Consider the following 22,770-nt stretch of genomic DNA (forward strand, 5'->3'; position numbering starts at 1 on the left):
ACCTGCGAGGAGCTTTACAAAAGTGGCAGCCATTCTCGACCGAATTCTCCGCGCCGGCGAAGGTAAGACGCTGCGCAAGCTGAAGCGCATCGCCGAGCAGGTCAACTCCATTGAAGAGGACTTCAAGAGCCTTTCCGACGAGGAGTTGAGGGCGCAGACCCAGGAGTTCCGCGACCGCTACGCCGAGGGCGAGTCCCTCGACGACCTGTTGCCCGAGGCGTTCGCGACCGTCCGTGAGGCGGCCCGCCGGGTGCTCGGCCAGCGTCACTTCGACGTGCAGATCATGGGCGGCGCCAACCTCCACATGGGGAACATCTCCGAGATGCGCACCGGTGAGGGCAAGACCCTCACCTGTACTCTCCCGGCCTACCTCAACGCGATCTCGGGCAAGGGCGTCCACGTCGTCACGGTCAACGACTACCTGGCCAAGCGCGACTCCGAGACGATGGGCCGGGTCCACCGCTTCCTCGGGCTCGAGGTGGGCTGCATCCTCGCGAACATGCCGTCCGACGAGCGCCGCCGGCAGTACGCCGCCGACATCACCTACGGCACCAACAACGAGTTCGGCTTCGACTACCTGCGCGACAACATGGCGTGGTCGCTCGAGGAGCTCGTCCAGCGCGGCCACAACTTCGCCGTCGTCGACGAGGTCGACTCGATCCTCATCGACGAGGCCCGCACCCCGCTGATCATCTCCGGTCCCGGCGAGCAGTCCGGCAAGTGGTACTCCGAGTTCGCCAAGATCGTCCCCCGCCTCCGCAAGGGCGTCGAGGGCAAGGACGGCACCGAGAGCACCGGCGACTACGTGGTCGACGAGAAGAAGCGCACGGTCGGCATCCTGGAGGCCGGTGTCGAGAAGGTCGAAGACCTGCTGGGCATCGACAACCTCTACAAGCCGGAGCACACCCACCTCGTCCAATACCTGAACAACGCCCTCAAGGCGAAGGAACTGTTCAAGAAGGACAAGGACTACATCGTCGTCGACGGCGAGGTCCTGATCGTCGACGAGTTCACCGGCCGCGTGCTCCACGGCCGCCGCTACAACGAGGGCATGCACCAGGCCATCGAGGCCAAGGAAGCCGTGAAGATCAAGGACGAGAACCAGACTCTCGCCACGATCACCCTCCAGAACTACTTCCGCCTCTACACCACGCTGTCCGGCATGACCGGCACGGCCACCACCGAGGCCAACGAGTTCCACCAGACCTACAAGCTGGGCGTCGTGCCGATCCCGACGAACCGGCCGATGGTCCGCAAAGACCAGTCCGACATGGTCTACAAGTCCGAAGACGCCAAGTTCATGGCCTGCGTCAACGACATCAAGGAGCGCTACGAGGCCGGTCAGCCGGTCCTCGTCGGCACGACCAGCGTCGAGAAGTCCGAGCGGCTGTCGCGGATGCTCAAGCACAAGGGCGTCCGCCACGAGGTGCTGAACGCGAAGAACCACGCGCGTGAGGCCGCGATCATCGCCGAGGCGGGCCGCAAGGGCGCCGTCACCGTCGCCACCAACATGGCCGGTCGAGGCACCGACATCATGCTCGGCGGCAACCCCGAGTTCCGCGCCGACCTCGAACTCCGCAGCCGCGGCCTCGACCCGGTCGAGACCGCCGAGGAATACGAGAAGGCCTACCCCGAGGCGCTGGAGAAGGCGAAGGAAGCGGTCAAGGCCGAACACGAGGAGGTCACCGCCCTCGGCGGCCTCTACGTCCTCGGCACCGAGCGCCACGAGTCCCGCCGCATCGACAACCAGCTCCGCGGTCGTTCCGGCCGTCAGGGCGACCCCGGCGAGTCGCGCTTCTACCTGTCGCTCGAAGACGACCTGATGCGCCTGTTCAACTCGGCCCGGGTCGAGATGATCATGACCCGCCTGAACATCCCCGAAGACCAGCCGATCGAGTCGGGCATCGTCTCCAAGGCGATCGCCTCGGCCCAGCACCAGGTCGAGCAGCAGAACTTCGAGATCCGCAAGAACGTCCTGAAGTACGACGAGGTCATGAACCGCCAGCGCAAGGTGATCTACGCCGAGCGCCAGAAGGTCCTGGAGGGCGCCGACCTCCACGACCAGGTCAACACCTTCATCACCGACGTCGTCGACGGCTACGTGAAGGGCGCCACCGCCGACGGCTTCGCCGAGGAGTGGGACCTCGACAAGCTCTGGAACGCCTTCCGCCAGCTCTACCCGATCTCCATCAAGATCGAAGACCTGGCCGAAGAGGCCGGCGGCCGCGACGCCATCGACGCCGCCCTCCTCCACGAGAGGATCACGGCCGACATCCTCGCCGCCTACCGCAAGCGCGAAGAGGACTTCGGCGCCGAGGTCCTGCGCGACGCCGAGCGCCGCGTCATCCTCGACGTGCTCGACCGCAAGTGGCGCGAGCACCTCTACGAGATGGACTACCTCCAGGAGGGCATCGCCCTCCGCGCCTACGCCCAGCGCGACCCGCTGATCGAATACCAGCGCGAGGGCTACGACATGTTCACCGCGATGCTCGAGGGCATCAAGGAGAACTCGGTCAACTTCCTCTTCCGCTACCAGCCGCCGCAGCCGGCGCAGGACAGCCCGATCTCCTACGAGGCGGGCGCCGAGCCCAACTCGGCCGTCGCCGAGGCCGGTTCCATCATCGCCAACGCCCTCCGCCGCCCGCCCCGCGAGATGATCTACACGGCGCCGGGCGAAGACGGCGAGGTCGAGGTCCGCCGCTCCTCGCCGGAGCAGCGCGCCAACTACGGCAACGTCGAGCGCAACGCCCCGTGCCCGTGCGGCTCGGGCAAGAAGTTCAAGCGCTGCCACGGCGACCCGAAGCACGCCACGGCCTAACCACCCAAGCCAGAGCCCTCTCCTCCTCACGAGGAGAGGGCTTTCGCGCGTGTACGCCCTGAACCGCCCACCGCCCGGCTTGAACACCGAGCGCCGCGATGTCAGGGCGCTGAGTGGACCTGGACGGATGCTCACACCATCGCGATGTCCGCGTTGAGGCAGGGGCTCACTGAGAACTCCGCGAAGACCTTGTGGCGCTGCGACCGAGCTTCGGGTCCCGGCTGGGCATGCGGCCGGATCAGCGTCGGTTCCGCTGAGCGCTGTGTGGTTCCACGGCACTCAGCGAGCCAGGAGATGGTCACTTCTGGATCGGATGCGCCTCATCCCCGCACAGAAAGCAGTCAGGAGGGCTGCACGAGGCGAACCATGACTGACTTAGCGCCGCGCGGTTCTGCGGCGTTTTGCGGGCTTCAAGGGGCAGGTCATGCGGTCCCGAGCTCCCTCTGGACCGATGCGCCCCATCCTGTCGCAGGGACCAGTCAGTTGGCGGCTGCATGAGGCGAACCATGGCTGGCTTCGCTGAGCGCCGTGTGGTGCCACGGCGCTCAGCGGGTGTCAGGCTGTCTCGAACTCCGTCAGGACCCACTGGACGCCGTAGCGCTCCAGGCGGGCCGCCAGGACGCGGCTGCGGGGGGTGCAGCGGACCAGGGCGCACATTTCCACGACGTCGTCCTTCGGGTGCTGGACGCGGGGGACGCCGACCCATGGCGGGCGGGTGCTGTCGATCATCTTTCCGGCCCGCAGGAGATTGGCGTAGGCACGGCCGCTGAGGTGCTGCTGGACCGTCTGGGGCGGGCGGCGTCCGGCCAGGATCTCGGCCAGCGCCTGGGCCAGGCCGCGCAGGCGGCGCTCGTCGGGGACCGGGCCGGGGGAGGGTTCCGGCGCGTGGGCCAGCGCCAGGGCGCCGTGGGTGCCGGGAACTTGGCGGGGGAACTGGCGGACCTCGGCGGGCTGGCTCTCCGGGTGGGTCGGCAGGGCGAGAGTGCCGTGGTGGGGGGTGTCCGCCGGGTGGCGCTCGTGGGTGTAGACGGGGTCGAGGGCCGGGATGGGCGCGAGCCGGGGGAGTGGCATCGAAGCTCCGTGACAGTCGCAGGATGGGGACGTCAATAAGAGTTTTCGGGCCGGGGAACCGGATACGCGTCCGTAGGTATTCGTCGACGTTGGACGGGGTCGGATCGGCATACATGCCGATAGAGGCGTCCAGGTTGGTATGGACCGCGAGGCGACCGGCCATGGTCACTTCAAGAGGCAGTGCATGCCCGAAGCTCCAGTTGGCAGAGCAATCCAGGAGCCCCAAGCTTCTGGAGCCCCAAGCTGAGGACCGCCGAGCGGAGCCCTGTCGAGAGCCGCGCCTCAGTTGGTGGGGTCGAGGTCGGATTCCGGCTCTCGGCCTGGGGTCAGGATGTTGAGGCGTCTGATGAGGAAGGTGAAGATCGCGTAGTACACGACGAAGTAGACGACGCCGATCGCCATGATGAGGGCGAAGTTGTGGGTGTTGTCCTTGGTCGCGTTGAGGGTCGCGTCGATGGCGCCGCCGGAGAAGCCGAAGCCCAGCCGTCCGCCCAACCCCGCCACCAGCGCCATCGACACCCCCGTCAGCAGCGCGTGGACCACGAACAGCACGGGCGCGACGAAGATGAAGGCGAACTCGATCGGCTCGGTGATGCCGGTGACGAACGACACCAGGGCCGCCGAGATCATGATGGATCCGATCGCGTTGCGGCGGTGTGGGGGCGCCGCGCGCCAGATCGCGATGGCCGCCGCCGGGAGGCCGAACATCATCACCGGGAAGAACCCGGCCATGAACGCCCCGGCGCCGTCCTGACCGGCGAAGTAGCAGTTCAGGTCGCCTGCGGTGTGCAGGCCGTTCACGGTGCAGTCGGGCACGGTGAACCACACGATCGAGTTGACGAAGTGGTGCATGCCCAGGGGGATCAGGGCCCGGTTCACCACCCCGTAGATCCCCGCGCCCAGCGTCGAATGGGTGGCCAGCCAGTCGCCGAACGACGACAGGCCCTGCCCGATCGGCGGCCAGATCAGGCCGAAGACCACGCCGAGGACCAGCCCGGCCAGCGCGGTCAGGATCGGCACGAAGCGCCGTCCGCCGAAGAACGCCAGCCAGGCCGGCAGCTTGATCCGGTGGTATCTCTGCCACAGGATCCCCGCCACCAGGCCCATCAGGATCCCGCCGAGCACCCCGGTCGGGTTGGCCGCCGCCAGGTTGAGCGCCTCGGCGGGCGTCCCGGCGGTCACCACCGTCTGGGCCACCCGTGGCCGCAGCGAGGAGTCGAAGAACATCAGGTGGGTGACCCGGTCCCAGACCAGGTAGCCGACCACGGCGGCCAGCGCGGTCGACCCGTCGGACTTGCGGGCGAACCCGACGGCCACGCCGATCGCGAACAGCAGCGGCAGCGCGTCGAACAGCGCGCCGCCCGCTCCGCCGACGATCCGGGCCACCTTGTCGAGGGTGGGGTCGTCGGTCCGGCCCAGCAGGTCGTCCTGCCCGACCCGGAGCAGGATCGCCGCGGCCGGGAGGGCCGCGATCGGGAGCATGAGAGAACGCCCGATCCGCGACAGCACGGTCATCGTGGCAGGCATCGTCCCTCCCGTTCATCCAGGAGCGGCAGGACGATCCGCACAGCATGGGGAAGCGGGCGGGCCGAGTCTCCCGCGACGGTGAGATCGGGGGTCGCGCGCTTCATGGCTTCCTTCCGGGTCGCTAGGCCCGCCGTGGCTCCAGGAGTGTGCGGAGCTGGTAGCGGTCGGCGCGGTAGGTCGACACGCCCAGTTCGGCGCAGACACCCCCGGCGTACGACCGCCGGGACAGCAGCAGCACGGCTCCGCCGCGCGGCAGTTTGAGCAGGTCGGCGTCGCTGGGGTCGGCTATCCCGCCGTCGATGGTCAGCTCCCCGGCGTCGAGGATCAGACCGTATCGGGACTCCAGGAGCGCGTACAGGGACCGGCCGGAAAGGTCGTAGCTCTCCAGGTCGGGGGCCAGGGCCAGGGGGATGTGGGCGCGCTCGACGGCCAGGGGCTCGCCGTCGGCGGTCCGCAGGCGTTCGATGAAGTGAACCTCGTCACCCGGGGCGATGCCCAGTTCCCTGGCCAGGTGGGCGCTGGCGCGGACCACCCGGCGGTCGAGGTCGCGGCTGCCGGGCTCCAGGCCGCGGGCGCGCATGTCGTCGCTGAACGAGGTGAGCTGGAGGGCCAGCTCGATCTTCGGGCGGGCGACGAAGGTGCCCTTGCCGGGGACGCGGTGCAGGCGGCCCTCGCTGACCAGGTGGTCGACCGCCTGGCGGACGGTCATGCGCGACAGGCCGAAGCGCTGGCAGAGTTCGCGCTCCGACGGGATCGCCGCGCCGATGGGCAGCTCGTTGTTCTCGATGAGGTCGAGGATGATCTCGCGGAGCTGGAAGTACTTGGGGACCGGGCTGTCCGGGTCGATGGTGGCGCCGCTTCCCCTGGCGTCGATGCCGGCCACTGTCGCCTCCCCTCTCCGCTTTGTTATGGTTCGTACTGGTCTAGTCCGGACTAGACCACACCGCCGAAATGTCTGTCAACGTACGGACCGATTACAGGATGGGCACGTGACGACGACGAAGATGCGCAGTGAGATCGCCGAACAGCCGGCCGCCCTGCGCGCCACGCTGGACGCCCTGCTCCCCCGAATCCCCGATGTCACCTCTCTCGCCGGACAGACCCGCCACCTGCTCTTCATCGCCCGTGGCACCTCGGACAACGCCGCCGTCTACGGGCGCTACCTGATCGAGTCGCACGCCGGGCGCCTCGCGGCGCTGGCCGCGCCGTCGATCGCCACAACCTACCGCCGAAAGCTGGACCTCGACGGAGTGCTCGCCGTGGCGGTCTCGCAGTCGGGCCGTACCGAGGAGATCGTCGAGACCCTCGACTGGGCGCGTGACTGCGGCGCGAAGACCGTGGCCATCACCAACGGCGGCGAGGAGAGCCCGCTGGCGCGCGCCGCCGATCTCGCCCTGTGCACGGTCGCCGGGGAGGAGAAGGCGGTGCCGGCGACCAAGACGTACACGACCCAGCTGGCGGCCATGGCGGTGCTGGCGCTGGGGCTCGGGGCCGACGTCCACCGGGACGATCTGCTCAAGGCCCCGGACGCCATCCAGAAGCTCATCGAGGACCCGGGCGACCTCGACGCCCTGGTCGAGGGGCTGGCCGACAAGCCGGGCGTGGTCGTGTCGGGGCGCGGGCTGGCCTTCTCCACCGCGCTCGAACTCGCGCTGAAGCTCAAGGAGGCCTGCTACCTGCACGCCATGGGCCTCTCCTACGCCGATCTGCTGCACGGGCCGATCGCCGTGGTCGACGCCGACACCCCCGCGATCCTCGTCGCGGCCGGTGAGGGCCCGACCCTGGCGGGCACGGTCGCGCTGGCCGAGCGGGTCACCGGAGCGGGCGCGGCCTCCTACGGGGTCGGCGGCGGCGCGGCGCTGAAGAGCGCCTCCACCGCCTCGCTCAACGGCCCCGACCTGCCCGAATGGGTGGCCCCGCTGGGGCTGATCGTCCCCGGTCAGCTGCTCACCGAGGCGCTGTCGCGCAGGCTCGGGTACGACCCCGACGCGCCCCGCGGCCTCAACAAGGTCACCCAGACCGACGAGTAGGGTTCGCCTGAAGATCCAGAGGGAGGCGTCATGGCGGATGCGGCAAAGATCGTCGCGGCACTGGGCGGGCCGGACAACATCATCGAGATCGAGCCCTGCATCACCCGGCTCCGGACCGAGGTCCGCGACGCCTCCAGGATCGACCAGGCCGCGCTGAGGGCGGCCGGGGCCCACGGCGTGATGGCGGCCGGGAACATCGTGCAGGTCGTCGTCGGGCCGGAGGCCGACACGATCGCCAGCGACATCGACGACCTGCTGGACTCCGCTTGACGACCGTCCACTCTCCGGTGAAAGGGTGGGCGATCGGGCTGCCGGCGGTGCCCGACCCCGTGTTCTCGCAGGCCATGGTGGGTCCGGGGGCGGCCGTCGACCCGGCGCGGGGGCCGCAGGTCGCGGTCGCGCCGATCGCCGGGCGGCTGGTCAAGCTCCACCCCCACGCCTACATCGTGGTCGGCGACGACGGCCGGGGGGTGCTGACCCACCTCGGCGTCGACACCGTGGAACTGCGCGGCGCCGGCTTCGAGCCGCTGGCCGTGGAAGGCGACCTCGTCACGGCCGGGCAACCGGTCGTCGCCTGGCATCCGCATGCCGTCGACGAGGAGGGGTATTCGCCGGTCTGTCCGGTGATAGCCCTGGATGCCACACCGGAGAGCGTCTCCGGTGTGGTGAGCGGACCGGTCGAAGCGGGCGATCCCCTCTTCGACTGGCATTGACCCAAAACCGGGTGTTGGATGAGTGGTCCGGACCGCCGGACCCAGAGGAGGCAGCGTGCCGCAACGAAGGCTCATCGTCGAGGCGGAGGTGGGACTGCACGCCCGTCCCGCCGCCACGTTCGTGCAGATCGCGACCAAATCGGCGGCGAGCGTGACCCTCGCCAAGGGCGACGGCGCGCCGGTCAACGCCAAGAGCATCCTGTCGGTGCTGGCGCTCGACGTGAAGAAGGGCGACGCCATCACCATCAGCACCGACGGCGAGGGCGCCGACGAGCTGCTGGAGGAACTGGTCGCGATAGCCGGGGCGCCCTGATGGCCACCACCCTGAAGGGCTCGGGGGTCAGCCCCGGCACCGGCTACGCCGCCGCCCACCTGCTGGTCGGCGCGATCCCCGTCCCCGCCGAGAACCTCAGGCACGCCGGCGACGCCGACGCCGAGAAGGCCCGCGTAGCGGCCGCGCTCGAAGAGGTGGCGGCCGACCTGGAGGCGCGCGGCGAACGCGCCGGGGGAGAGGCCGCCGAGGTGCTGTCGGCCCAGGCGATGATGGCCCGCGACCCGGGCCTGGCCGAAGGGATCGACGAACTGGTCGACGGGGGCCTCTCCGGTGAGAGGGCCGTGTACGAGGCCTTCGGGGCCTACCGCGACCTGCTCGCCGCCGCCGGGGGATACCTCGGCGAACGCGTCGCCGACCTCGACGACATCCGCGACCGCGCCATCTCCCGGCTGACCGGCGCGCCGATGCCCGGGGTGCCGGTCGATGCGACCGAGCCGTACATCCTGGTGGCGCGCGACCTCGCGCCCGCCGACACCGCGCTGCTCGACCGGAACCTGGTCGCCGCCTTCGTCACCCAGGACGGCGGGCCGACCAGTCACACCGCGATCCTGGCCCGCGCGATGGGCGTGCCCGCCGTCGTGGGCTGCGCGGGCGCGACCGCGCTCGTGCCGGGCACATTGCTGCTGGTCGACGGCGCGACCGGCGAGGTCGTCATCGAGCCGGAACCCGCGGCCGCGCGGGCCGCCGTCGAGACCGCGCGGGCCCGCGCCGAGGTCCTTTCCGGCACGACCGGACCCGGCGCCACCGCCGACGGCCACCCCGTGCCGCTGCTCGCCAACATCGGCGGCCCGAAGGACCTCGAGGCGGCTCTGGCCAACGGGGCCGAGGGCGTCGGCCTCTACCGCACCGAGTTCCTCTTCCTCGACCGCGCCGACGCGCCGACGGGCGACGAGCAGGAGGCCGCCTACCGGGCCGTCTTCGACGCCTTCCCCGGAGGCCGGGTCGTGGTCCGCACCCTCGACGCGGGCGCCGACAAGCCGCTCGCCTTCCTGCCGCCGCCCGGCGAGGAGCCCAACCCGGCCCTCGGCGAACGCGGCCTGCGCATGTTCCGGCGCTACCCCGACATGATGGCCGCCCAGCTCGGCGCGCTCGCCCGCGCCGCCGAGGGCACCGAGGCCGTCCCCTACGTCATGGCCCCCATGGTCGCCACCGTCGACGAGGCGGCCTGGTTCGCCGACGCCTGCCACGCGGCCGGGCTGGAGACCGCGGGCATCATGATCGAGGTGCCGTCGGCCGCGCTGCGCGCCCGCCACCTGGCCGGGGTCGTCGACTTCTTCTCGATCGGCACCAACGACCTCACCCAGTACGCCATGGCCGCCGACCGCCAGGTCGCCGGCGTCTCCGACCTGCAGGACCCGTGGCACCCGGCGGTGCTCGACCTCATCGCGCTGGCCGCCGAGGCGGCGGGCGCGGCCGGGAAGAGCTGCGGCGTCTGCGGCGAGGCGGGGGCCGATCCGGTGCTGGCGTGCGTGCTCGTCGGACTCGGCGTGACCTCGCTGTCGATGGGGTCGCCCGCGCTGCCGTGGGTGCGCGCGTCGCTGGCCCGGCACACCCTCGAGCAGTGCCGTGCGGCGGCCGAGGCCGCCCGGGAGGCACCGGGCGCGTCCGAGGCGAAGGAGGCGGCCCGCGCCCACCTGACCGGCCTCACTGATCTGGGACTGTAGCCGCTACGGTGTCGGGGTGTCCCTCCACAGGGCGCTGCTCGGCGCCGGTCTGCTCGTCGTCGTGGCGGGGTGTTCGACCACCCCGCCACGCACCTCCCTCCCCACCCCCCCGACCTCGACGGTCGTGGCGCCCCCGCCACCGTCGCCGTCCCCCTCGCCCTCTCCCGTGCTGGAGATGTCGGTCGAGGAGAAGGTCGGCCAGCTCTTCATGCCGGTGCTCTACGGCGCGACGGCCGACACCGAACACCAGGAGAACCTGGCCCGCTACGGCGTCGGCACCCCCGCCGAGGTCATCGGGAAATACCACCTCGGCGGCATGATCCTGTTCCCCGGCACCGGCAACATCGAGAACGCCCGCCAGGTCGCCGAGCTCACCGCCGGGCTGCGCAAGGCCTCCCCGAAGGTGCCGCTGCTGATCGGCGTCGACCAGGAGAACGGCATCGTCTCGCGGCTCAAGGGCATCATCACCGACCTCCCCGGCGCCTCGGTGATCGGCCAGACCGGTGACACGCGCAACGCCCGCGACGCCGCCCGCGTCACCGCCGAGGAGCTGAACGCTCTTGGCATCTCGCTCGACTTCGCCCCCGTCGCCGACGTCAACGTCAACCCGAACAACCCGGTCATCGGCCCGCGCGCCTACGGGAACGATCCCGAGGAGGTCGCCGACATGGTGGGCGCGGCCGTCCAGGGCTTCCACGACGGCGGCGTCGCGACGACGGTGAAACACTTCCCGGGCCACGGCGACACCAACGTCGACAGCCACACCGCCCTGCCGGTCATCGACCACACCCGCGCCCAGTGGGAGAAGCTCGACGCGCCGCCGTTCAAGGAGGCCATCGCCAACGACGTCGACGCCATCATGAGCGCCCACATCGTGATGCCCGCGCTCGACCCGTCGGGCGACCCGGCCACGCTGTCCAAGAAGATCCTCACCGGGGTGCTCCGCGACCAGCTCGGCTTCAACGGGGTCGTCTTCACCGACGCGCTCAACATGGAGGGCGTCCGGAAGAAGTACGGCGACGGCGAGGTGGCCGTCCGGGCGATCCTGGCGGGGGTCGACATCCTGCTCATGCCGCCCGACTTCAACGCCGCCCGCGACGCCGTGCTGGCCGCGATCCGGTCGGGCCGCATCAGCGCGACCAGGCTGAACGCCTCCGTCGAGCGCATCCTGGCGCTGAAGGCGCACTACGGCCTGGACAACCCGCGCGCCTTCCCCCACCCGTCGCGGGTCGGCAAGCTCCTCAAGACCGCCGAGCACCGCGCGATCGCCCGGCGCATCACCGCGGGCACGCGATGACTACCCTTTGACCACATGACGGTCAAAGGGGTGCTCATCGACTGGGCCGGGGTTCTCACCACGAGCATGGCCGAGTCCATCAACACATGGCTGGTGGCCGACCGCATCGACACCTCCCACTACACCGAGGTGATGCGGGGCATGATCGCGTCGGCCTACGGCGGCGACGGCGCGGAGAACCCGATCCACACGCTGGAGCGGGGGGAGATCACCGCGCTCGCCTTCGAGACGGCCCTGGCCGCCGAGCTGCGCACCCACGACGGCCTCCCGCCGGTCGCCGAGGGGCTGCTGACCCGCATGTTCGCCGGATTCCAGCCGGTCGAGGCGATGTTCGAGATGCTGCGCCGGGCGCGCAAGGCCGGTTACAAGACCTGCCTGGTGTCGAACTCGTGGGGCAACGACTACGACCGCACCGGCTGGGAGGAGGCGTTCGACGCCGTCGTCATCTCGGGCGAGGTCGGCATGCGCAAGCCCGAACCGCGCATCTTCGCCCACGCCGTGAGCCTGGTCGGGCTCGAACCGGCCGAGTGCGTCTTCATCGACGACATCGAGGCCAACATCACCGCCGCCCGGGAGCTCGGCTTCACCGGCATCCTGCACACCCACGCCGGCACCACCATCGCCGAGCTGGAGACGTTGCTCAAGGTGCCTCTGAGGTCGGCGTGATGGGACACTCGTGACATGCGTGTCTACCTTCCGTGCACGCTCCCCGCGCTGGCCCGAACGGCCGCCGCGGGTGAGCTCGGCCCCGCTCCGCTGACCGGGTTCGCCGTGACGCCCGCCCTGGTGGAGTGGTATGCCTCCGGCGACACCGAGGAGCTCGAATACGTCGCCCTCACGGAGGCGGCGCGCGCGTCGCTGCGGATGATCGCGGCCGACCTGGCCGACGGCGTGACCGCCCCGGCCCGCCGGGTGGTGATCGCCGCCGACATCCCCGACGCCGAGGTGCAGGTCAGCGCCGACGTGGCCGAGCGCGGCCGGGTGAGGCTCGGCGCGGCCGTGCCGATGCGGCTGGTCCAGGCCGCCCACGTCGACGAGCCGGCCGCGATCCCCGACGTCGAGGCCGCCGCCCTGGCGCTGAAGGCCGCCGACGCGGGCGACGACGACGCACGGTTCACCGTCGACGGCGCCGAGGCCCACGAGCTGCTCTGGTACGCCACCCAGGAGATCCCCGACGTCCTCGGCTAACCTGGGTGGCGCTATGACACACATCGTCTGGGACTGGAACGGGACGCTCTTTCACGACTCCGACGCGGTCGTGCGCGCCACCAACGAGATCTTCCGCCCTTATGGGGTGGCCCCGATCGACCTCGACGGGTTCCGCGGCGTCTACTGCCGCCCCATCTGGGTCGCCTACGAACGCATCATCGGCCGCGCCCTCGAAGAGGGCGAGTGGGAGCGCCTCGACGAGGGCTTCCACCTCCACTACCACCGGCTCATGGAGGCCTGCCTGCTGGCCGAGGGCGCGGTGGCGAGCCTGACCGCGTGGGGCGAGGCCGGCCGCAGCCAGTCGCTGCTGTCGATGTGGGCCCACGAACGGCTGGTGCCCAAGATCGCCGAGTTCGGCATCGACCACCACTTCACCCGGGTCGACGGCCTGCGCCTGACCAGCCCGGGGGGCCACAAGGCCGAGCACATGGCCGAACACCTTAAGGCCCTCGACCTCGACCCCCGCGACGTGATGGTGATCGGCGACAGCGTCGACGACGGCCTCGCGGCCCGCCACGTGGGGGCTCGGGCGGTCCTCTACACGGGCGGCATGACCAGCCGCGCCGAGCTCGAGTCGCTCGGTTTCCCGGTGGTCGACTCGCTTTCAGACGCGATGGATCTGATCTGACCTGATCGGCATCAGAGGGCCTTACCCTGGGGCGAAGCCGCACTTATCCCCCGGGAGGGCCCCCATCGACCGCCGACTCGTCCTCTGGAACATCGACCTGACCCTGGTCGACGTCACGATCGTCACCCGGGACGCCTGGGCCGAGGCGTTCCGCGCGGTCACCGGGCGGCCCCTCGTGAAGCTGGCCCCCGCGATGGGACGCCCCGACTCGGAGCTCATCTTCGAGACGCTGGCGCTCAACGGCATCACGGTCGACGACGGTCACCTGCCGGCGTTCATCGACGCGCTCGCCCGGTCGTTCGGCGACCGGCGCAAGCGCCTGGCCAAGGAGGGCCGGGCGATGCCCGGGGCCAAGGACGCGCTGCACGCCGTCTCCCGGCTCGACGGGACGGTCCAGTCGGTGCTGACCGGCACCATCAGGTCCAACGCCGTCCACAAGCTGACCGCCTTCGGCCTGCACAAGTACGTCGACTTCGAGGTCGGCGGCTACGGCGAGGAGGTCTACCCGAAGGCCAGCCTCCTCCAGGTCGCCCAGGGCAGGGCCAAGGACAAGTACGGCGCGCCGTTCTCGGCCGTGCTCATCGGCGACTCGACGCGTGACGTGCAGGCCGCCCGGATCGCCGGGGCCGCGATGATCGGGGTCGCGTCGGGCCGGTCGAGGGCCGGCGAGCTGACCGAGGCGGGGGCCGACATCGTGCTGCCCGACCTGTCGAACGCCTCCGAGGTGGTCGCCGCGGTGGCCCGGCTCACCGACCGTTATGTGGGGGGCCGACAGTGACATGACCATGGCCCCACATCAGGATGGAGCCATGGTTAGCGAAGGTGACGTGCTCTGGGTCCCGTCGGCCGAGGTCGTCCGGGACGCCCGGATCACCCGTTTCCAGGAGGCGGTGGGCAGACCCGGCTCCTACGACGGGCTCTGGTCGTGGTCGGTGGAGGAGCCCGCCGCTTTCTGGACGGCGATCTGGGATTACTTCGGCGTCGTCGGTGACCGCGCGAACGGTCCGGTCATTTCCGGAAATATGCCGCAAACTCAGTGGTTCGCGGGCAGCGCCATTAATTACGCGGAAAATGCGCTGAAAGGTCCCGACGACCGTCTTGCGGTTATTTTTCGGGACGAAACGGGCGAGCGGCGAACGTACACACTTGGGCGGTTGCGCGACGAGGTCGCGCGGGCGCGGGCCGGGCTGGTGGAACTCGGCGTCGGGAGGGGCGACCGGGTCGCCGGATATCTGCCGAACATCCCCGAGGCGCTGATCGCCTTCCTCGCCACCGCGTCGCTCGGCGCGATCTGGTCGTCGTGCTCGCCCGACTTCGGGGCCCCGGCCATCATCGACCGGTTCACCCAGATCCAGCCGAAGGTCCTGATCGCCGTCGACGGCTACACCTACAACGGCCGATGGTTCGACCGGACCGGCGTGGTCGCCGACATCGCGGCGCGGCTGCCCTCGCTCCACGCGACCGTGAGGGTGTCGGAGTGGGACTCCTTCGCCCGGCCCGGTGACCTGGCCTTCGACCGGGTCCCCTTCGACCACCCGCTCTGGATCCTCTACTCCTCCGGCACGACCGGGCTCCCCAAGCCCATCGTCCACGGCCACGGCGGCGTGGTCGTGGAGCACCTGAAGTCGCTGACCTTCCACCAGGACCTCGGCGAGGGCGACCTGTTCTTCTGGTACACCACCACCGGCTGGATGATGTGGAACTACCTCATCGGCGGCCTGCTGGTCGGCGCGGCCGTCGTCCTGTACGACGGCTCGGCCGCCCACCCCTCGACGAGCGCCCTGTGGGACCTCGTCGCCGAGGAGGGCGTGACCTACTTCGGCACCGGCGCCCCCTACATCGTCGCCTCGATGAAGGCCGGCCTGAAGCCGCGGGGCCTGTCGGCGCTGAAGGGCATCGGCTCGACCGGCTCCCCGCTCCCGCCCGAGGGCTTCGCCTGGGTCTACGCCGACGTGTCCGGTGAGGTCCAGCTCGGCTCGTTCTCCGGCGGCACCGACGTCTGCACCGGTTTCGTCGGCGCGGTCAGGACGCTGCCGGTCCGGGCGGGCGTCATCCCGTGCCGCTCCCTGGGCGCGCGGGTGGAGGCGTTCGACCCGTCGGGACACCCGGTCACCGGAGAGGTGGGGGAGCTGGTCATCACCGCGCCGATGCCCTCGATGCCGGTCATGTTCTGGAACGACCCCGATGGCCACCGCTACCGCGAGTCCTACTTCGAGGAGTATCCCGGCGTCTGGCGGCACGGCGACTGGATCAAGATCCTCCCCGACGGGAGCAGCGTCATCTACGGCCGCTCCGACTCGACCCTCAACCGGGGCGGGGTCCGGATGGGCACCAGCGAGTTCTACCGGGTGGTCGAGCGCTTCGACGCCATCGCCGACAGCCTCGTCATCGACACCGGCAGGCTCGGCCAGGAGGGCCGGCTGCTCCTCTACATCGCCCTGGCCGAGGGCCGCGAGCTCGACGAGACGCTGGTCAAGGAGCTGAAGACCGCTCTGCGCACCGAGCTGTCGCCGCGCCACGTGCCCGACGAGATCGTGGCGGTGCCGGGGGTCCCGCGCACCCTGTCGGGCAAGAAGCTCGAAGTGCCGGTGCGCAAGATCCTCCAGGGCGTCCCGGTCGAGAAGGCCGCCAACCCCGACGCGATGGCCAACCCCGAGGTGCTGGCGTTCTTCACACCCCTTGCGGATGCCTGAAGAACCCGGTCGGGTCGTAGGTCTTCTTCACGAGCGCTAAGCGGGCGGCGTTCGGACCGTAGTACTGGCTCTTATAGTCATTTATGCCTATATCGGGGTAGTTAATGTAGGCATGCTTTCCGAGCCTCGGCGTCATCGCGTCGCGCGCCGAACGCACCCACGGACTTGCGCCGTCGAAGTGGGCGTAGTACTGGAGGCTGAAAAGCGCGGTGCGATGGGGAAAAGCGGTCGCGCCCGGGGCCACCCGGCCGACCGCCCCGCGCAGCGCGTCGATGAGGACGGTGTGCCGCCCCGGCCGGGCGACCTGAGCGATTAGTGCACGAATGGTCGAATCGCTCATTTCCGTGTACGCGAAATGCGAACTGGCGCTGAACCGGTCGCGCGGGCCGTTGTGGCACGACTCCTGGGTCGAGCAACCCGCCATGAAATACATGGCCTGGAGATAACCCATCGATCTGACCGATCGTGTCGGCGCGGTGAAACCCTTCAGAAGCGCCTCACAACGCGACCTGGAGCCCAAATAGAGCCCGGTGACGGAAACGGAGCGCCCGGGGTCCTGCGAGAGGTGCAGATTGGACCACAGCGCGTCGGGCGCCGAGGGCGCCCATTTCTGCCATTTCTTCACCACGTCGAACGCCTGCGACCACGGCCACCGCATCGTGAAGACGGTGACGTCCTGGATGGGGTGGGTCTGGTAGGTGAACGAGGTCGCGATCCCGAAGTTGCCGCCGCCGCCACCCCTGAGCGCCCAGAACAGGTCGGGGTGGCTCTGGGCCGAGGCCGTGATGAGCTTCCCGGCGGCGGTCACCAGGGACACCGATCTCAGCACGTCGATCGTCAGCCCGTAGCGCCGCGAGACGACCCCGATCCCGCCGCCCAGCGTGAGCCCGGCCACCCCGACCGTCGGGCACGAGCCCGCCGGGATGCTGACGCCGCTCTTCGCGAGCTGGGAGTAGACGTCGATGAGCTTGGCTCCCGACCCGACCGTGGCCAGGCCGGCGGTGTGCCGCACGGTCTTCAGCTGGGAGACGTCCACGACCAGGCCCGAACCGGTCGACCACCCGGCGTACGAGTGGCCGCCCGACCTCGGGTGCACCACCAGGCCGTTGCGGCGGGCGAACCCCACGCACGCCGCCACGTCGGCGGCGGTGGCGCAGTAGGCGACGGCCCGGGGCGCCGCGTTGTCGAAGGCCACGTTGAAGACGCGCTTCGCGGTGGCGTAGGAGGCGTCGCCGGGCCGTACGAGACGGCCCTTCAACGTCCGGTCCAGTGCGCGCCAGTCGGGCGCCGCGCCCGCGAACGGCGCGAGCGCCGCCGCGGACAGGAATTCACGACGATCCACTGCAGATCACTCCCCGAGGTTCCGTACTACCTCGTGAGACGACCGCGAAGATAACAAAACGGCTACTTCCGGGAGTCGACTCGGAGCGCGAGCGCGGGGCACATCTCCACCGCCCGCTGCGCCTCGCTCTTCGCCCAGGTCGGGACCGGCGAGTCCATGAACACCGGGAACCCGTGGTGGTCGAGTTTCACCAGGTCGGGCATGAGGTGCGCGCACAGGCCGTGGCCCTGGCAGCGGGTCCAGTCGACCACCAGCCGCACGTCGCTGGCCTCGGTGATCGGCATCGGCAGGGTGTTCTGCACGCCCCGGCCGCACGAGCCGTTGATGATGTGCTCGTCGACGTCCTCGGCGAAGGCCTCCAGCGCCGACAGCACGAACCGGGTCGTCCCGTCGGGGTGGAAGCAGGCGCCGCGGCCCTTGACCGCCGTGGCGGCCGACTTCACCAGGTCGTGGGCCTGCGGGTCGCCCATCGTGAGGTCCGACAGCGCTCTGGCCAGCGCCGGGAGGCCGATGCGGCACGGGCCGCACTGCCCCGACGACTGCTGCGCGAGATACGCGGCGACCCGGACCGTCTCCCCGAGGGGACACGTGTCCGGGCCCAGCGGAACGATGATGCCCGCGCCGAGCTCACCGCCCGCCTGCTGCATGCCCCGGCGCGAGACGATCGCGCCGTAGGCGTCGGCCGCGCTGAGCCACTTGCCGTGGTAGCCGCCGATCAGGACGCCGTCGCCGACGTCCGCCTCGCACATGTCGAGCACCTGCGCCAGCGGGACGCCGGGCGTGACCTCCACGACCGACGGCGCCTTCACCGACCCGCTCACGCTGAGCAGGGTCGTGCCGGGCTCCTGCACGGTGCCGACGGCGCCGTACTCCTCCGGGCCCAGCTCGGCCAGGAGCGCGAGCTGGGCGAAGGTCTCCGTGTTCGACAACAGGGTGGGCAGGCCGCGGACGCCCGCGTCGCTGGTCCGGACCTTGCGCCCGGACGGCTGGCCCAGCTCGCCGTTGACCGCCCGGACGAGGGACCCGCCCTCGCCCGAGATGAACCGCTCCTGGATGCCGGCCACCCGGACATACCCGATGAGCCCGCGTTCGGCCACGGCCGCCCGCATCGAGCCCTCCGCCAGCTCACCCGCGGGGGTGGCGATGACCACCTCTTTGGCGTCCAGCGCACTGGCCGCCAGCAGCGCGCCCTCGAGCACGAGGTGCGGCTTGCGGGTGAGCAGCATCTTGTCCTTCATGCTGGCGGGCTCGCCTTCGGCGGCGTTGACCAGCACGACGGTGTCGGAGTTGCGCGCGTTGGCCGCGACGGCCCTGAGTTTGCGCGCGAACGGGAAGGCCGCCCCACCGCGTCCCCGCAGGTCGACCTCTTCGGCCAGTGAGATCAGTGAGTCGACGGTCTGGCCGTCGAGTTTGCCGTGCACCTCGTAGTGAGTGTCGAGGTCCATCCGGCGGTGCTCGTCGAGCCCGGCGGTGAGCCGGGCCGGGCCGAGCCTGCGGATCTTCGAGACGCGGTAGGGAATCATGTCTTAGACAACCCTCCTTAGCTTCTGTGGCTGGGCGATCTGCTCGCGTTCGGCCAGCCTGGTCGTCTTCCGCTTGGCGTCCTCCTGCGGCATCGGCAGCTCTTCCATCTCGTCCACCATGGTCGTCTTGGGCCGGAGCGAGACGATCGCGCGGATCATGAGGGCGGTGCCGACGGCGACGATGCAGAGGATGTAGCTCCACGCGACCCAGGCGGCCGGAGTACGACCGGCCGCCAGGCCGTGCAGGATCGATACGGGCCAGGCCAGGTAGGCCAGGTCATGCAGGCCGCGCCAGATCCAGGGGTGCACGGCCAGGGCGAACCGGCCGCGCATGACCCCGGTGGCAATGATCACGATGAACAGGTCCGACGCCACGGCGCCGGCTCCGACCGCCAGGCTGGTGGTGGGAATCACCGACCCGTACGACGGGACCAGCCCGGCCGCGATCTTCATACCGATGTGGACGACCAGGAATCCGACCCCGATCAGGGCGGCGCCCCGGTGCACCAGCTGGGCCCGGACGCGCCACTTGATGGGCAGGATCATCCGCTCGGACGTGAGCAGTCCGAGCCCGACGGTCGTCGTGAGTGCCACGAGCGAGAAGACGCCCGCGTAGAACGTGAGGAACTCTTGCGCCATCGCGAGGACCTGGGTGCTCAGGCCCAGACGGGCGCCGAGCAGGGATCCGGCCATGATGGTGAACGCGAGAGAGCCCAGGACGATCCGAACGCCTCGTTTCTGAAGATCGAAGCGCTCGGACCGTCGATGAGCCCGCCTTTTTGACACTGATTCCTCCGGTCAAGGGGGGATCTGCCGGGGCTCTGGGCCGCCGGTCAGCAGCGGCGATTACGGTTGATGCACGACACCATGAAGTTCATGAGGTTGTTGGGCATGACGTTGTGGAAGTCGGCGTGGTCGGTGATCGGGCTGTGCTTCTGCTCCGGGAACGAGTCCACGGCGAAGCTGGCGCCCTGCGGCACCGCGTAGGCCAGCGTCATGCGCAGCTGGGGCACGGGCCGGGTGCCCTGGGGGCAGCGGCCGCTCTGGTCGGGGAACACGATGTGCGTCCGGTGGTTGGCGCTGTCGGTGTTCTGACCGTCCCAGCAGCTCGGGAAGTCCAGGACGCGCACCACGAGGCTGCCTCTCGGGCAGACCGGGTACTTGTCGGAACTGGCCCGGTTGGTGAAGCCCGAGCAGGTCCACTGGGCTCGGGCGTTGGCCGGGCCGTTGGTGGCCGCCTTGGCGTCACCGGTGATCACACGCAGGAAGCGGGGCATCGCGCTGACCCGGGCGAACCGGTTGCCGCGGAACTGGAGCTGGACCACGCGCGGGGTGAGGATCCGGCCGACGTTGCCGTCCGCGAAGCCGCCGATCTCCGAGCCGTCCTGGCCGGGCCGCGGGGGCTGGCCGGTCCGCTGGGGCTGCGGCTGCTGGCCGTTCTGGCCGCCGTTGTTGTTCCCGCCGTTCTGGTTGCCGCCGCGGTTGCCGAACCGGCTGTTGCTGTTGTCCGGCTGGGGCTGCTGCTGCCTGCTGAGGGTCTGCGACTGCGCCGCGCCGTTGCCGTTCTCGGCGTTCTGCTGCTGGCTCTGGTCGGTCTGGCCGGTGTTCCCCGCCTGGTCATTGACGGGCTGGTCGCCTTGCTGCGCAGCCTGGTCATTGACGGCTTGATCGTTGGGAGCGGCCTGGTCACCCTGCTGCTGTTGCTGGGCCTGGGCGGACGGGTCCTGCTGCTGGCCCTGCTGGTCCTGCTGCTGGTTCGGGTCCTGCTGCTGTTGCTGCTGGTTGGGGTCCTGCTGCTGCTGCTGCTGTTGCTGCTGGCGCTGGTTCTGGTTGTTGTTCTGGCCCTGGCGCGGGATGTCCGGCCGGAGGCGGAGGATGGGCCAGAAGTAGGCGGACCGGTCTCCGTTGCGGCACGTCGTCCCGCCGGCGGCGAGCGACTGGTCGGTGGAGAATCCGCTGGTCGTGACGTTGCCCACGTAGTCGTGGACGTGGTGGGCGCCGTTGGTCACACCGGGGGCGACGATGTGGTTGTCGGAGTTGCGGTGCCCTCTTTCGTTGCGGCCGCAGACCGACGTGAACGACCCGCCGCCCGCGGCGACGCCCTGGGCGCGGCCGATCTGGCGGATGTCGACGAAGTCGGTCAGGGCCGGGCCGAGTGCCTCGCACTCGGCCCCGCCGATCGCTGGATCACAGGCCGCGAAGGCCGGAAGGGGGAACCCCGCGGGGCCGACGAGGGACCCGATCAGCAGAGCTCCCGCCACCGCGATGGCGCGTTTACGCATGTTCTTCTTCCTCCTGGTTAGACCGGCGGGACCGGAAGCGCGGAGTAGTCCACCAGTCCGGTCTCCTCAAGCACGCGCATGTGCTTCATGACGACCGTGTTGGCCTCCGCGGCGAAGGCGCGGATCCTGTCGTTCCTGGTCCCCGCGCGGATGGCGGCGACCGTGGCGAAGACCTTGCCGTGCGCGGCGCGCAGCCGGTCGGCGAAGATCTGGTCGAACTCGGCACCGGTCGCGTTCGACATCTCACCCAGCCAGCGCTGCTGGTCAGGGTTGGGTTCGTTGGGCATCAGCACGCCGAGCGCGGCGGCCTCCGCGCGGACCGCCTCGTCGAGCTTGGCGTGATCGGCCTCAAGGTGCTGTCCGGCGATCTTGACCTTCTCGTTCTGCGAGCGCTCCTGCGCCCAGCGGCCGGCGGGGATCTCCCAGAGACCCGCCCACCGCACCTTCACGAGAAAGTCCCTGTCGGCGGGGCTCAACGGGCCCCACCGGGTCGACGTGAACCCCTGCTGCGCCGTCGCCTGCTCCTGCGGCACGACGACGATGACGGCCACGGCCGCCGCGAACAGGAACACTGCGAAGACCACGAGCTCCCCGAACCGGAACCGCATGGCGTCTCCTCTCTTTCGGGGGGAGGTACGCGGCCTTGGGGCGGATGGTTCAGGAATAGTTAGAAATGACGAGAGTTGTCAGAGTTGTGTACAGGCCACAAAGGCTGATGCAAATATGTGGCCTGTGCGCCGACAACTCGACAGCCGGTTCGAGCGTCTGGACCCCGACGTTGACCCTGATTGGGATGATCGCCTCATCAGGGAGCTCTATAACGAGTTCGGTGGTCCGTTGCTCCGTCAGGTCAGGCAGACGACCGGCAACGACCTTCAGTGGGCGGAGGACGTCGTTCAGGAGACGTTGCTTCGTGCCTGGCGTAACGCGGCGAAACTGACATGGGAGAGAGGTCTGCTCTGGGCATGGCTTCTCACCGTCTCTCGCCGCATCGTGATCGACGGCCGCCGCCGCCGCGGTGTCCGTCCTCGGGAGGTGGAACCGCCCGAAGCGGACAGCATCGCGGTGCCCGACGGCGCCGACAAGACCTTGGCGGCGATCGTCGTCGCCGATGCCTTACGCGGTCTAAGCGCCGATCACCGAGAAGTTATCGAACAGACATACTTACGGGACCGTACGGTTAACGAGGCAGCAGAGATACTGGGGATACCTCCGGGTACTGTGAAATCGAGGCTGTACTACGCTCTGCGTTCCCTCCGCGGGGTCCTGAAGGAGAGGGGAGTGGCCAGCTGATGTCCGAGTCGTCACACTTCGAAGTGGCGGCGTACGCCCTCGGGGTGCTTGACGACGGCGACGTCGAGGCCTTCGAACGCCACCTCGACGCGTGTGAGCGGTGCCGCCAGGAGCTCAAGGCCATGGCCGAGCTCCCCGGCCTGCTCGATGAAGTGAAGTTCTCATCGGAGCGTGCCAACTAATCCGCGTGAACGCGTTACCGCAGCCGTCGACCTTGAGTTGACGGCTGCGGCGTTTTCGGCTGTTATCGGGAGCGATGGGCACATGTCGTCCGGTCAATGGAGACCGGCGGACGTCCCGCCCCGAGGTCGCGTCCCCCGTGTCGTGGATCTATCACCGCTTCACG

At 69.8% G+C, this 22,770-nt stretch carries 22 protein-coding genes; 14 read left to right on the plus strand and 8 right to left on the minus strand.

The window, feature by feature from the left end; translation table 11 throughout:
• Window positions 1–22: 22 nt before the first annotated feature.
• Complete coding sequence (secA, locus tag AW270_RS29495) at window positions 23–2,818, plus strand: preprotein translocase subunit SecA (protein ID WP_061299386.1); 2,796 nt, start codon at window positions 23–25, stop codon at window positions 2,816–2,818.
• Window positions 2,819–3,373: 555 nt separating this feature from the next.
• Here the strand turns inward: secA and AW270_RS29500 are convergent.
• The 3 genes from AW270_RS29500 to AW270_RS29510 all read right to left on the minus strand — a co-directional run bounded on the left by AW270_RS29500 (window position 3,374) and on the right by AW270_RS29510 (window position 6,299).
• Window positions 3,374–3,889: an Rv3235 family protein gene (locus AW270_RS29500; protein WP_061299387.1), complete on the minus strand. Its 516-nt coding sequence runs from the start codon at window positions 3,887–3,889 to the stop codon at window positions 3,374–3,376.
• A gap of 282 nt (window positions 3,890–4,171) precedes the next feature.
• Window positions 4,172–5,416, minus strand: a complete 1,245-nt coding sequence (locus AW270_RS29505) for a PTS transporter subunit EIIC (RefSeq protein WP_061299388.1) — start codon at window positions 5,414–5,416, stop codon at window positions 4,172–4,174.
• A gap of 121 nt (window positions 5,417–5,537) precedes the next feature.
• Window positions 5,538–6,299 (minus strand): GntR family transcriptional regulator, encoded by a 762-nt coding sequence (locus tag AW270_RS29510; RefSeq protein ID WP_245674913.1) that lies wholly within the window; start codon window positions 6,297–6,299, stop codon window positions 5,538–5,540.
• Between the two features lie 121 nt (window positions 6,300–6,420).
• Between AW270_RS29510 and AW270_RS29515 the strand changes: the two genes are divergently transcribed.
• The 11 genes from AW270_RS29515 (at window position 6,421) to AW270_RS29565 (ending at window position 15,984) form a co-directional block, all read left to right on the plus strand.
• Entirely contained in the window at window positions 6,421–7,446 is a 1,026-nt protein-coding gene (locus AW270_RS29515) for an SIS domain-containing protein (RefSeq protein ID WP_061299477.1), read from the plus strand.
• A 30-nt stretch (window positions 7,447–7,476) separates the two neighbouring features.
• Entirely contained in the window at window positions 7,477–7,716 is a 240-nt protein-coding gene (locus AW270_RS29520) for a PTS sugar transporter subunit IIB (protein WP_061299389.1), read from the plus strand.
• Window positions 7,713–8,159, plus strand: a complete 447-nt coding sequence (locus tag AW270_RS29525) for a PTS sugar transporter subunit IIA (protein WP_061299390.1) — start codon at window positions 7,713–7,715, stop codon at window positions 8,157–8,159. The genes AW270_RS29520 and AW270_RS29525 overlap by 4 nt, the downstream gene beginning before the upstream one ends.
• Before the next feature lie 55 nt (window positions 8,160–8,214).
• Entirely contained in the window at window positions 8,215–8,472 is a 258-nt protein-coding gene (locus AW270_RS29530) for an HPr family phosphocarrier protein (RefSeq protein ID WP_061299391.1), read from the plus strand.
• The gene (gene ptsP, locus AW270_RS29535; protein ID WP_061299392.1) at window positions 8,472–10,157 is read left to right on the plus strand and encodes a phosphoenolpyruvate--protein phosphotransferase; all 1,686 of its coding nucleotides are present in this window, start codon (window positions 8,472–8,474) and stop codon (window positions 10,155–10,157) included. The genes AW270_RS29530 and ptsP overlap by 1 nt, the downstream gene beginning before the upstream one ends.
• Before the next feature lie 16 nt (window positions 10,158–10,173).
• Window positions 10,174–11,454, plus strand: a complete 1,281-nt coding sequence (gene nagZ / locus AW270_RS29540; protein WP_245674914.1) for a beta-N-acetylhexosaminidase — start codon at window positions 10,174–10,176, stop codon at window positions 11,452–11,454.
• A gap of 15 nt (window positions 11,455–11,469) precedes the next feature.
• Window positions 11,470–12,120 (plus strand): HAD family hydrolase, encoded by a 651-nt coding sequence (locus AW270_RS29545; protein ID WP_061299393.1) that lies wholly within the window; start codon window positions 11,470–11,472, stop codon window positions 12,118–12,120.
• A gap of 15 nt (window positions 12,121–12,135) precedes the next feature.
• A complete protein-coding gene (locus tag AW270_RS29550; RefSeq protein ID WP_061299394.1) occupies window positions 12,136–12,642 on the plus strand; it encodes a DUF6912 family protein in 507 nt (168 codons plus the stop codon).
• Between the two features lie 13 nt (window positions 12,643–12,655).
• Complete coding sequence (locus AW270_RS29555; protein ID WP_082801922.1) at window positions 12,656–13,291, plus strand: HAD family hydrolase; 636 nt, start codon at window positions 12,656–12,658, stop codon at window positions 13,289–13,291.
• Window positions 13,292–13,355: 64 nt separating this feature from the next.
• Window positions 13,356–14,069, plus strand: coding sequence for an HAD family hydrolase (locus AW270_RS29560; protein WP_061299396.1), 714 nt, complete (start codon window positions 13,356–13,358; stop codon window positions 14,067–14,069).
• A 31-nt stretch (window positions 14,070–14,100) separates the two neighbouring features.
• Window positions 14,101–15,984 carry an acetoacetate--CoA ligase gene (locus AW270_RS29565; RefSeq protein WP_061299397.1) on the plus strand — a complete coding sequence of 628 codons (1,884 nt, stop codon included), beginning with the start codon at window positions 14,101–14,103 and terminating at the stop codon, window positions 15,982–15,984.
• Here AW270_RS29565 and AW270_RS29570 read toward each other — a convergent pair.
• The 5 genes from AW270_RS29570 to AW270_RS29590 form a co-directional block, all read right to left on the minus strand.
• Window positions 15,962–17,326 carry an FAD-binding oxidoreductase gene (locus AW270_RS29570; RefSeq protein WP_061299398.1) on the minus strand — a complete coding sequence of 455 codons (1,365 nt, stop codon included), beginning with the start codon at window positions 17,324–17,326 and terminating at the stop codon, window positions 15,962–15,964. The genes AW270_RS29565 and AW270_RS29570 overlap by 23 nt on opposite strands.
• 62 nt (window positions 17,327–17,388) lie before the next feature.
• Window positions 17,389–18,849, minus strand: coding sequence for an NADH-quinone oxidoreductase subunit NuoF family protein (locus AW270_RS29575; RefSeq protein WP_061299399.1), 1,461 nt, complete (start codon window positions 18,847–18,849; stop codon window positions 17,389–17,391).
• Between the two features lie 3 nt (window positions 18,850–18,852).
• Window positions 18,853–19,542, minus strand: a complete 690-nt coding sequence (locus AW270_RS29580; protein ID WP_061299400.1) for a hypothetical protein — start codon at window positions 19,540–19,542, stop codon at window positions 18,853–18,855.
• A 140-nt stretch (window positions 19,543–19,682) separates the two neighbouring features.
• Entirely contained in the window at window positions 19,683–21,131 is a 1,449-nt protein-coding gene (locus tag AW270_RS29585) for a DUF1996 domain-containing protein (protein ID WP_061299401.1), read from the minus strand.
• A 17-nt stretch (window positions 21,132–21,148) separates the two neighbouring features.
• Entirely contained in the window at window positions 21,149–21,739 is a 591-nt protein-coding gene (locus AW270_RS29590; protein WP_061299402.1) for a DUF4142 domain-containing protein, read from the minus strand.
• A 115-nt stretch (window positions 21,740–21,854) separates the two neighbouring features.
• Here AW270_RS29590 and AW270_RS29595 point away from each other — a divergent pair, with 115 nt between their 5' ends.
• Window positions 21,855–22,424, plus strand: a complete 570-nt coding sequence (locus AW270_RS29595; RefSeq protein WP_061299403.1) for a sigma-70 family RNA polymerase sigma factor — start codon at window positions 21,855–21,857, stop codon at window positions 22,422–22,424.
• A complete protein-coding gene (locus tag AW270_RS41935; RefSeq protein ID WP_061299404.1) occupies window positions 22,424–22,606 on the plus strand; it encodes a zf-HC2 domain-containing protein in 183 nt (60 codons plus the stop codon). The genes AW270_RS29595 and AW270_RS41935 overlap by 1 nt, the downstream gene beginning before the upstream one ends.
• Window positions 22,607–22,770: the final 164 nt, after the last annotated feature.

Origin of the sequence: Herbidospora cretacea (assembly GCF_001570605.1) — a bacterium.
In the GTDB taxonomy this organism is placed as follows: domain Bacteria; phylum Actinomycetota; class Actinomycetes; order Streptosporangiales; family Streptosporangiaceae; genus Herbidospora; species Herbidospora cretacea.

Bases quoted from the DNA above. Each gene is read 5' to 3' on its own strand.
- AW270_RS29520 (WP_061299389.1), top strand. From the start codon at position 7,477: ATGGCGGATGCGGCAAAGATCGTCGCGGCACTGGGCGGGCCGGACAAC.
- AW270_RS29580 (WP_061299400.1), bottom strand. From the start codon at position 19,542: ATGGCCGGATCCCTGCTCGGCGCCCGTCTGGGCCTGAGCACCCAGGTC.
- ptsP (WP_061299392.1), top strand. From the start codon at position 8,472: ATGGCCACCACCCTGAAGGGCTCGGGGGTCAGCCCCGGCACCGGCTAC.
- AW270_RS29500 (WP_061299387.1), bottom strand. From the start codon at position 3,889: ATGCCACTCCCCCGGCTCGCGCCCATCCCGGCCCTCGACCCCGTCTAC.
- AW270_RS29555 (WP_082801922.1), top strand. From the start codon at position 12,656: ATGACACACATCGTCTGGGACTGGAACGGGACGCTCTTTCACGACTCC.
- AW270_RS29505 (WP_061299388.1), bottom strand. From the start codon at position 5,416: ATGCCTGCCACGATGACCGTGCTGTCGCGGATCGGGCGTTCTCTCATG.
- AW270_RS29595 (WP_061299403.1), top strand. From the start codon at position 21,855: ATGTGGCCTGTGCGCCGACAACTCGACAGCCGGTTCGAGCGTCTGGAC.
- AW270_RS41935 (WP_061299404.1), top strand. From the start codon at position 22,424: ATGTCCGAGTCGTCACACTTCGAAGTGGCGGCGTACGCCCTCGGGGTG.
- AW270_RS29550 (WP_061299394.1), top strand. From the start codon at position 12,136: ATGCGTGTCTACCTTCCGTGCACGCTCCCCGCGCTGGCCCGAACGGCC.
- AW270_RS29575 (WP_061299399.1), bottom strand. From the start codon at position 18,849: ATGATTCCCTACCGCGTCTCGAAGATCCGCAGGCTCGGCCCGGCCCGG.
- AW270_RS29585 (WP_061299401.1), bottom strand. From the start codon at position 21,131: ATGCGTAAACGCGCCATCGCGGTGGCGGGAGCTCTGCTGATCGGGTCC.
- AW270_RS29545 (WP_061299393.1), top strand. From the start codon at position 11,470: ATGACGGTCAAAGGGGTGCTCATCGACTGGGCCGGGGTTCTCACCACG.
- AW270_RS29515 (WP_061299477.1), top strand. From the start codon at position 6,421: ATGCGCAGTGAGATCGCCGAACAGCCGGCCGCCCTGCGCGCCACGCTG.
- AW270_RS29565 (WP_061299397.1), top strand. From the start codon at position 14,101: ATGGTTAGCGAAGGTGACGTGCTCTGGGTCCCGTCGGCCGAGGTCGTC.
- AW270_RS29590 (WP_061299402.1), bottom strand. From the start codon at position 21,739: ATGCGGTTCCGGTTCGGGGAGCTCGTGGTCTTCGCAGTGTTCCTGTTC.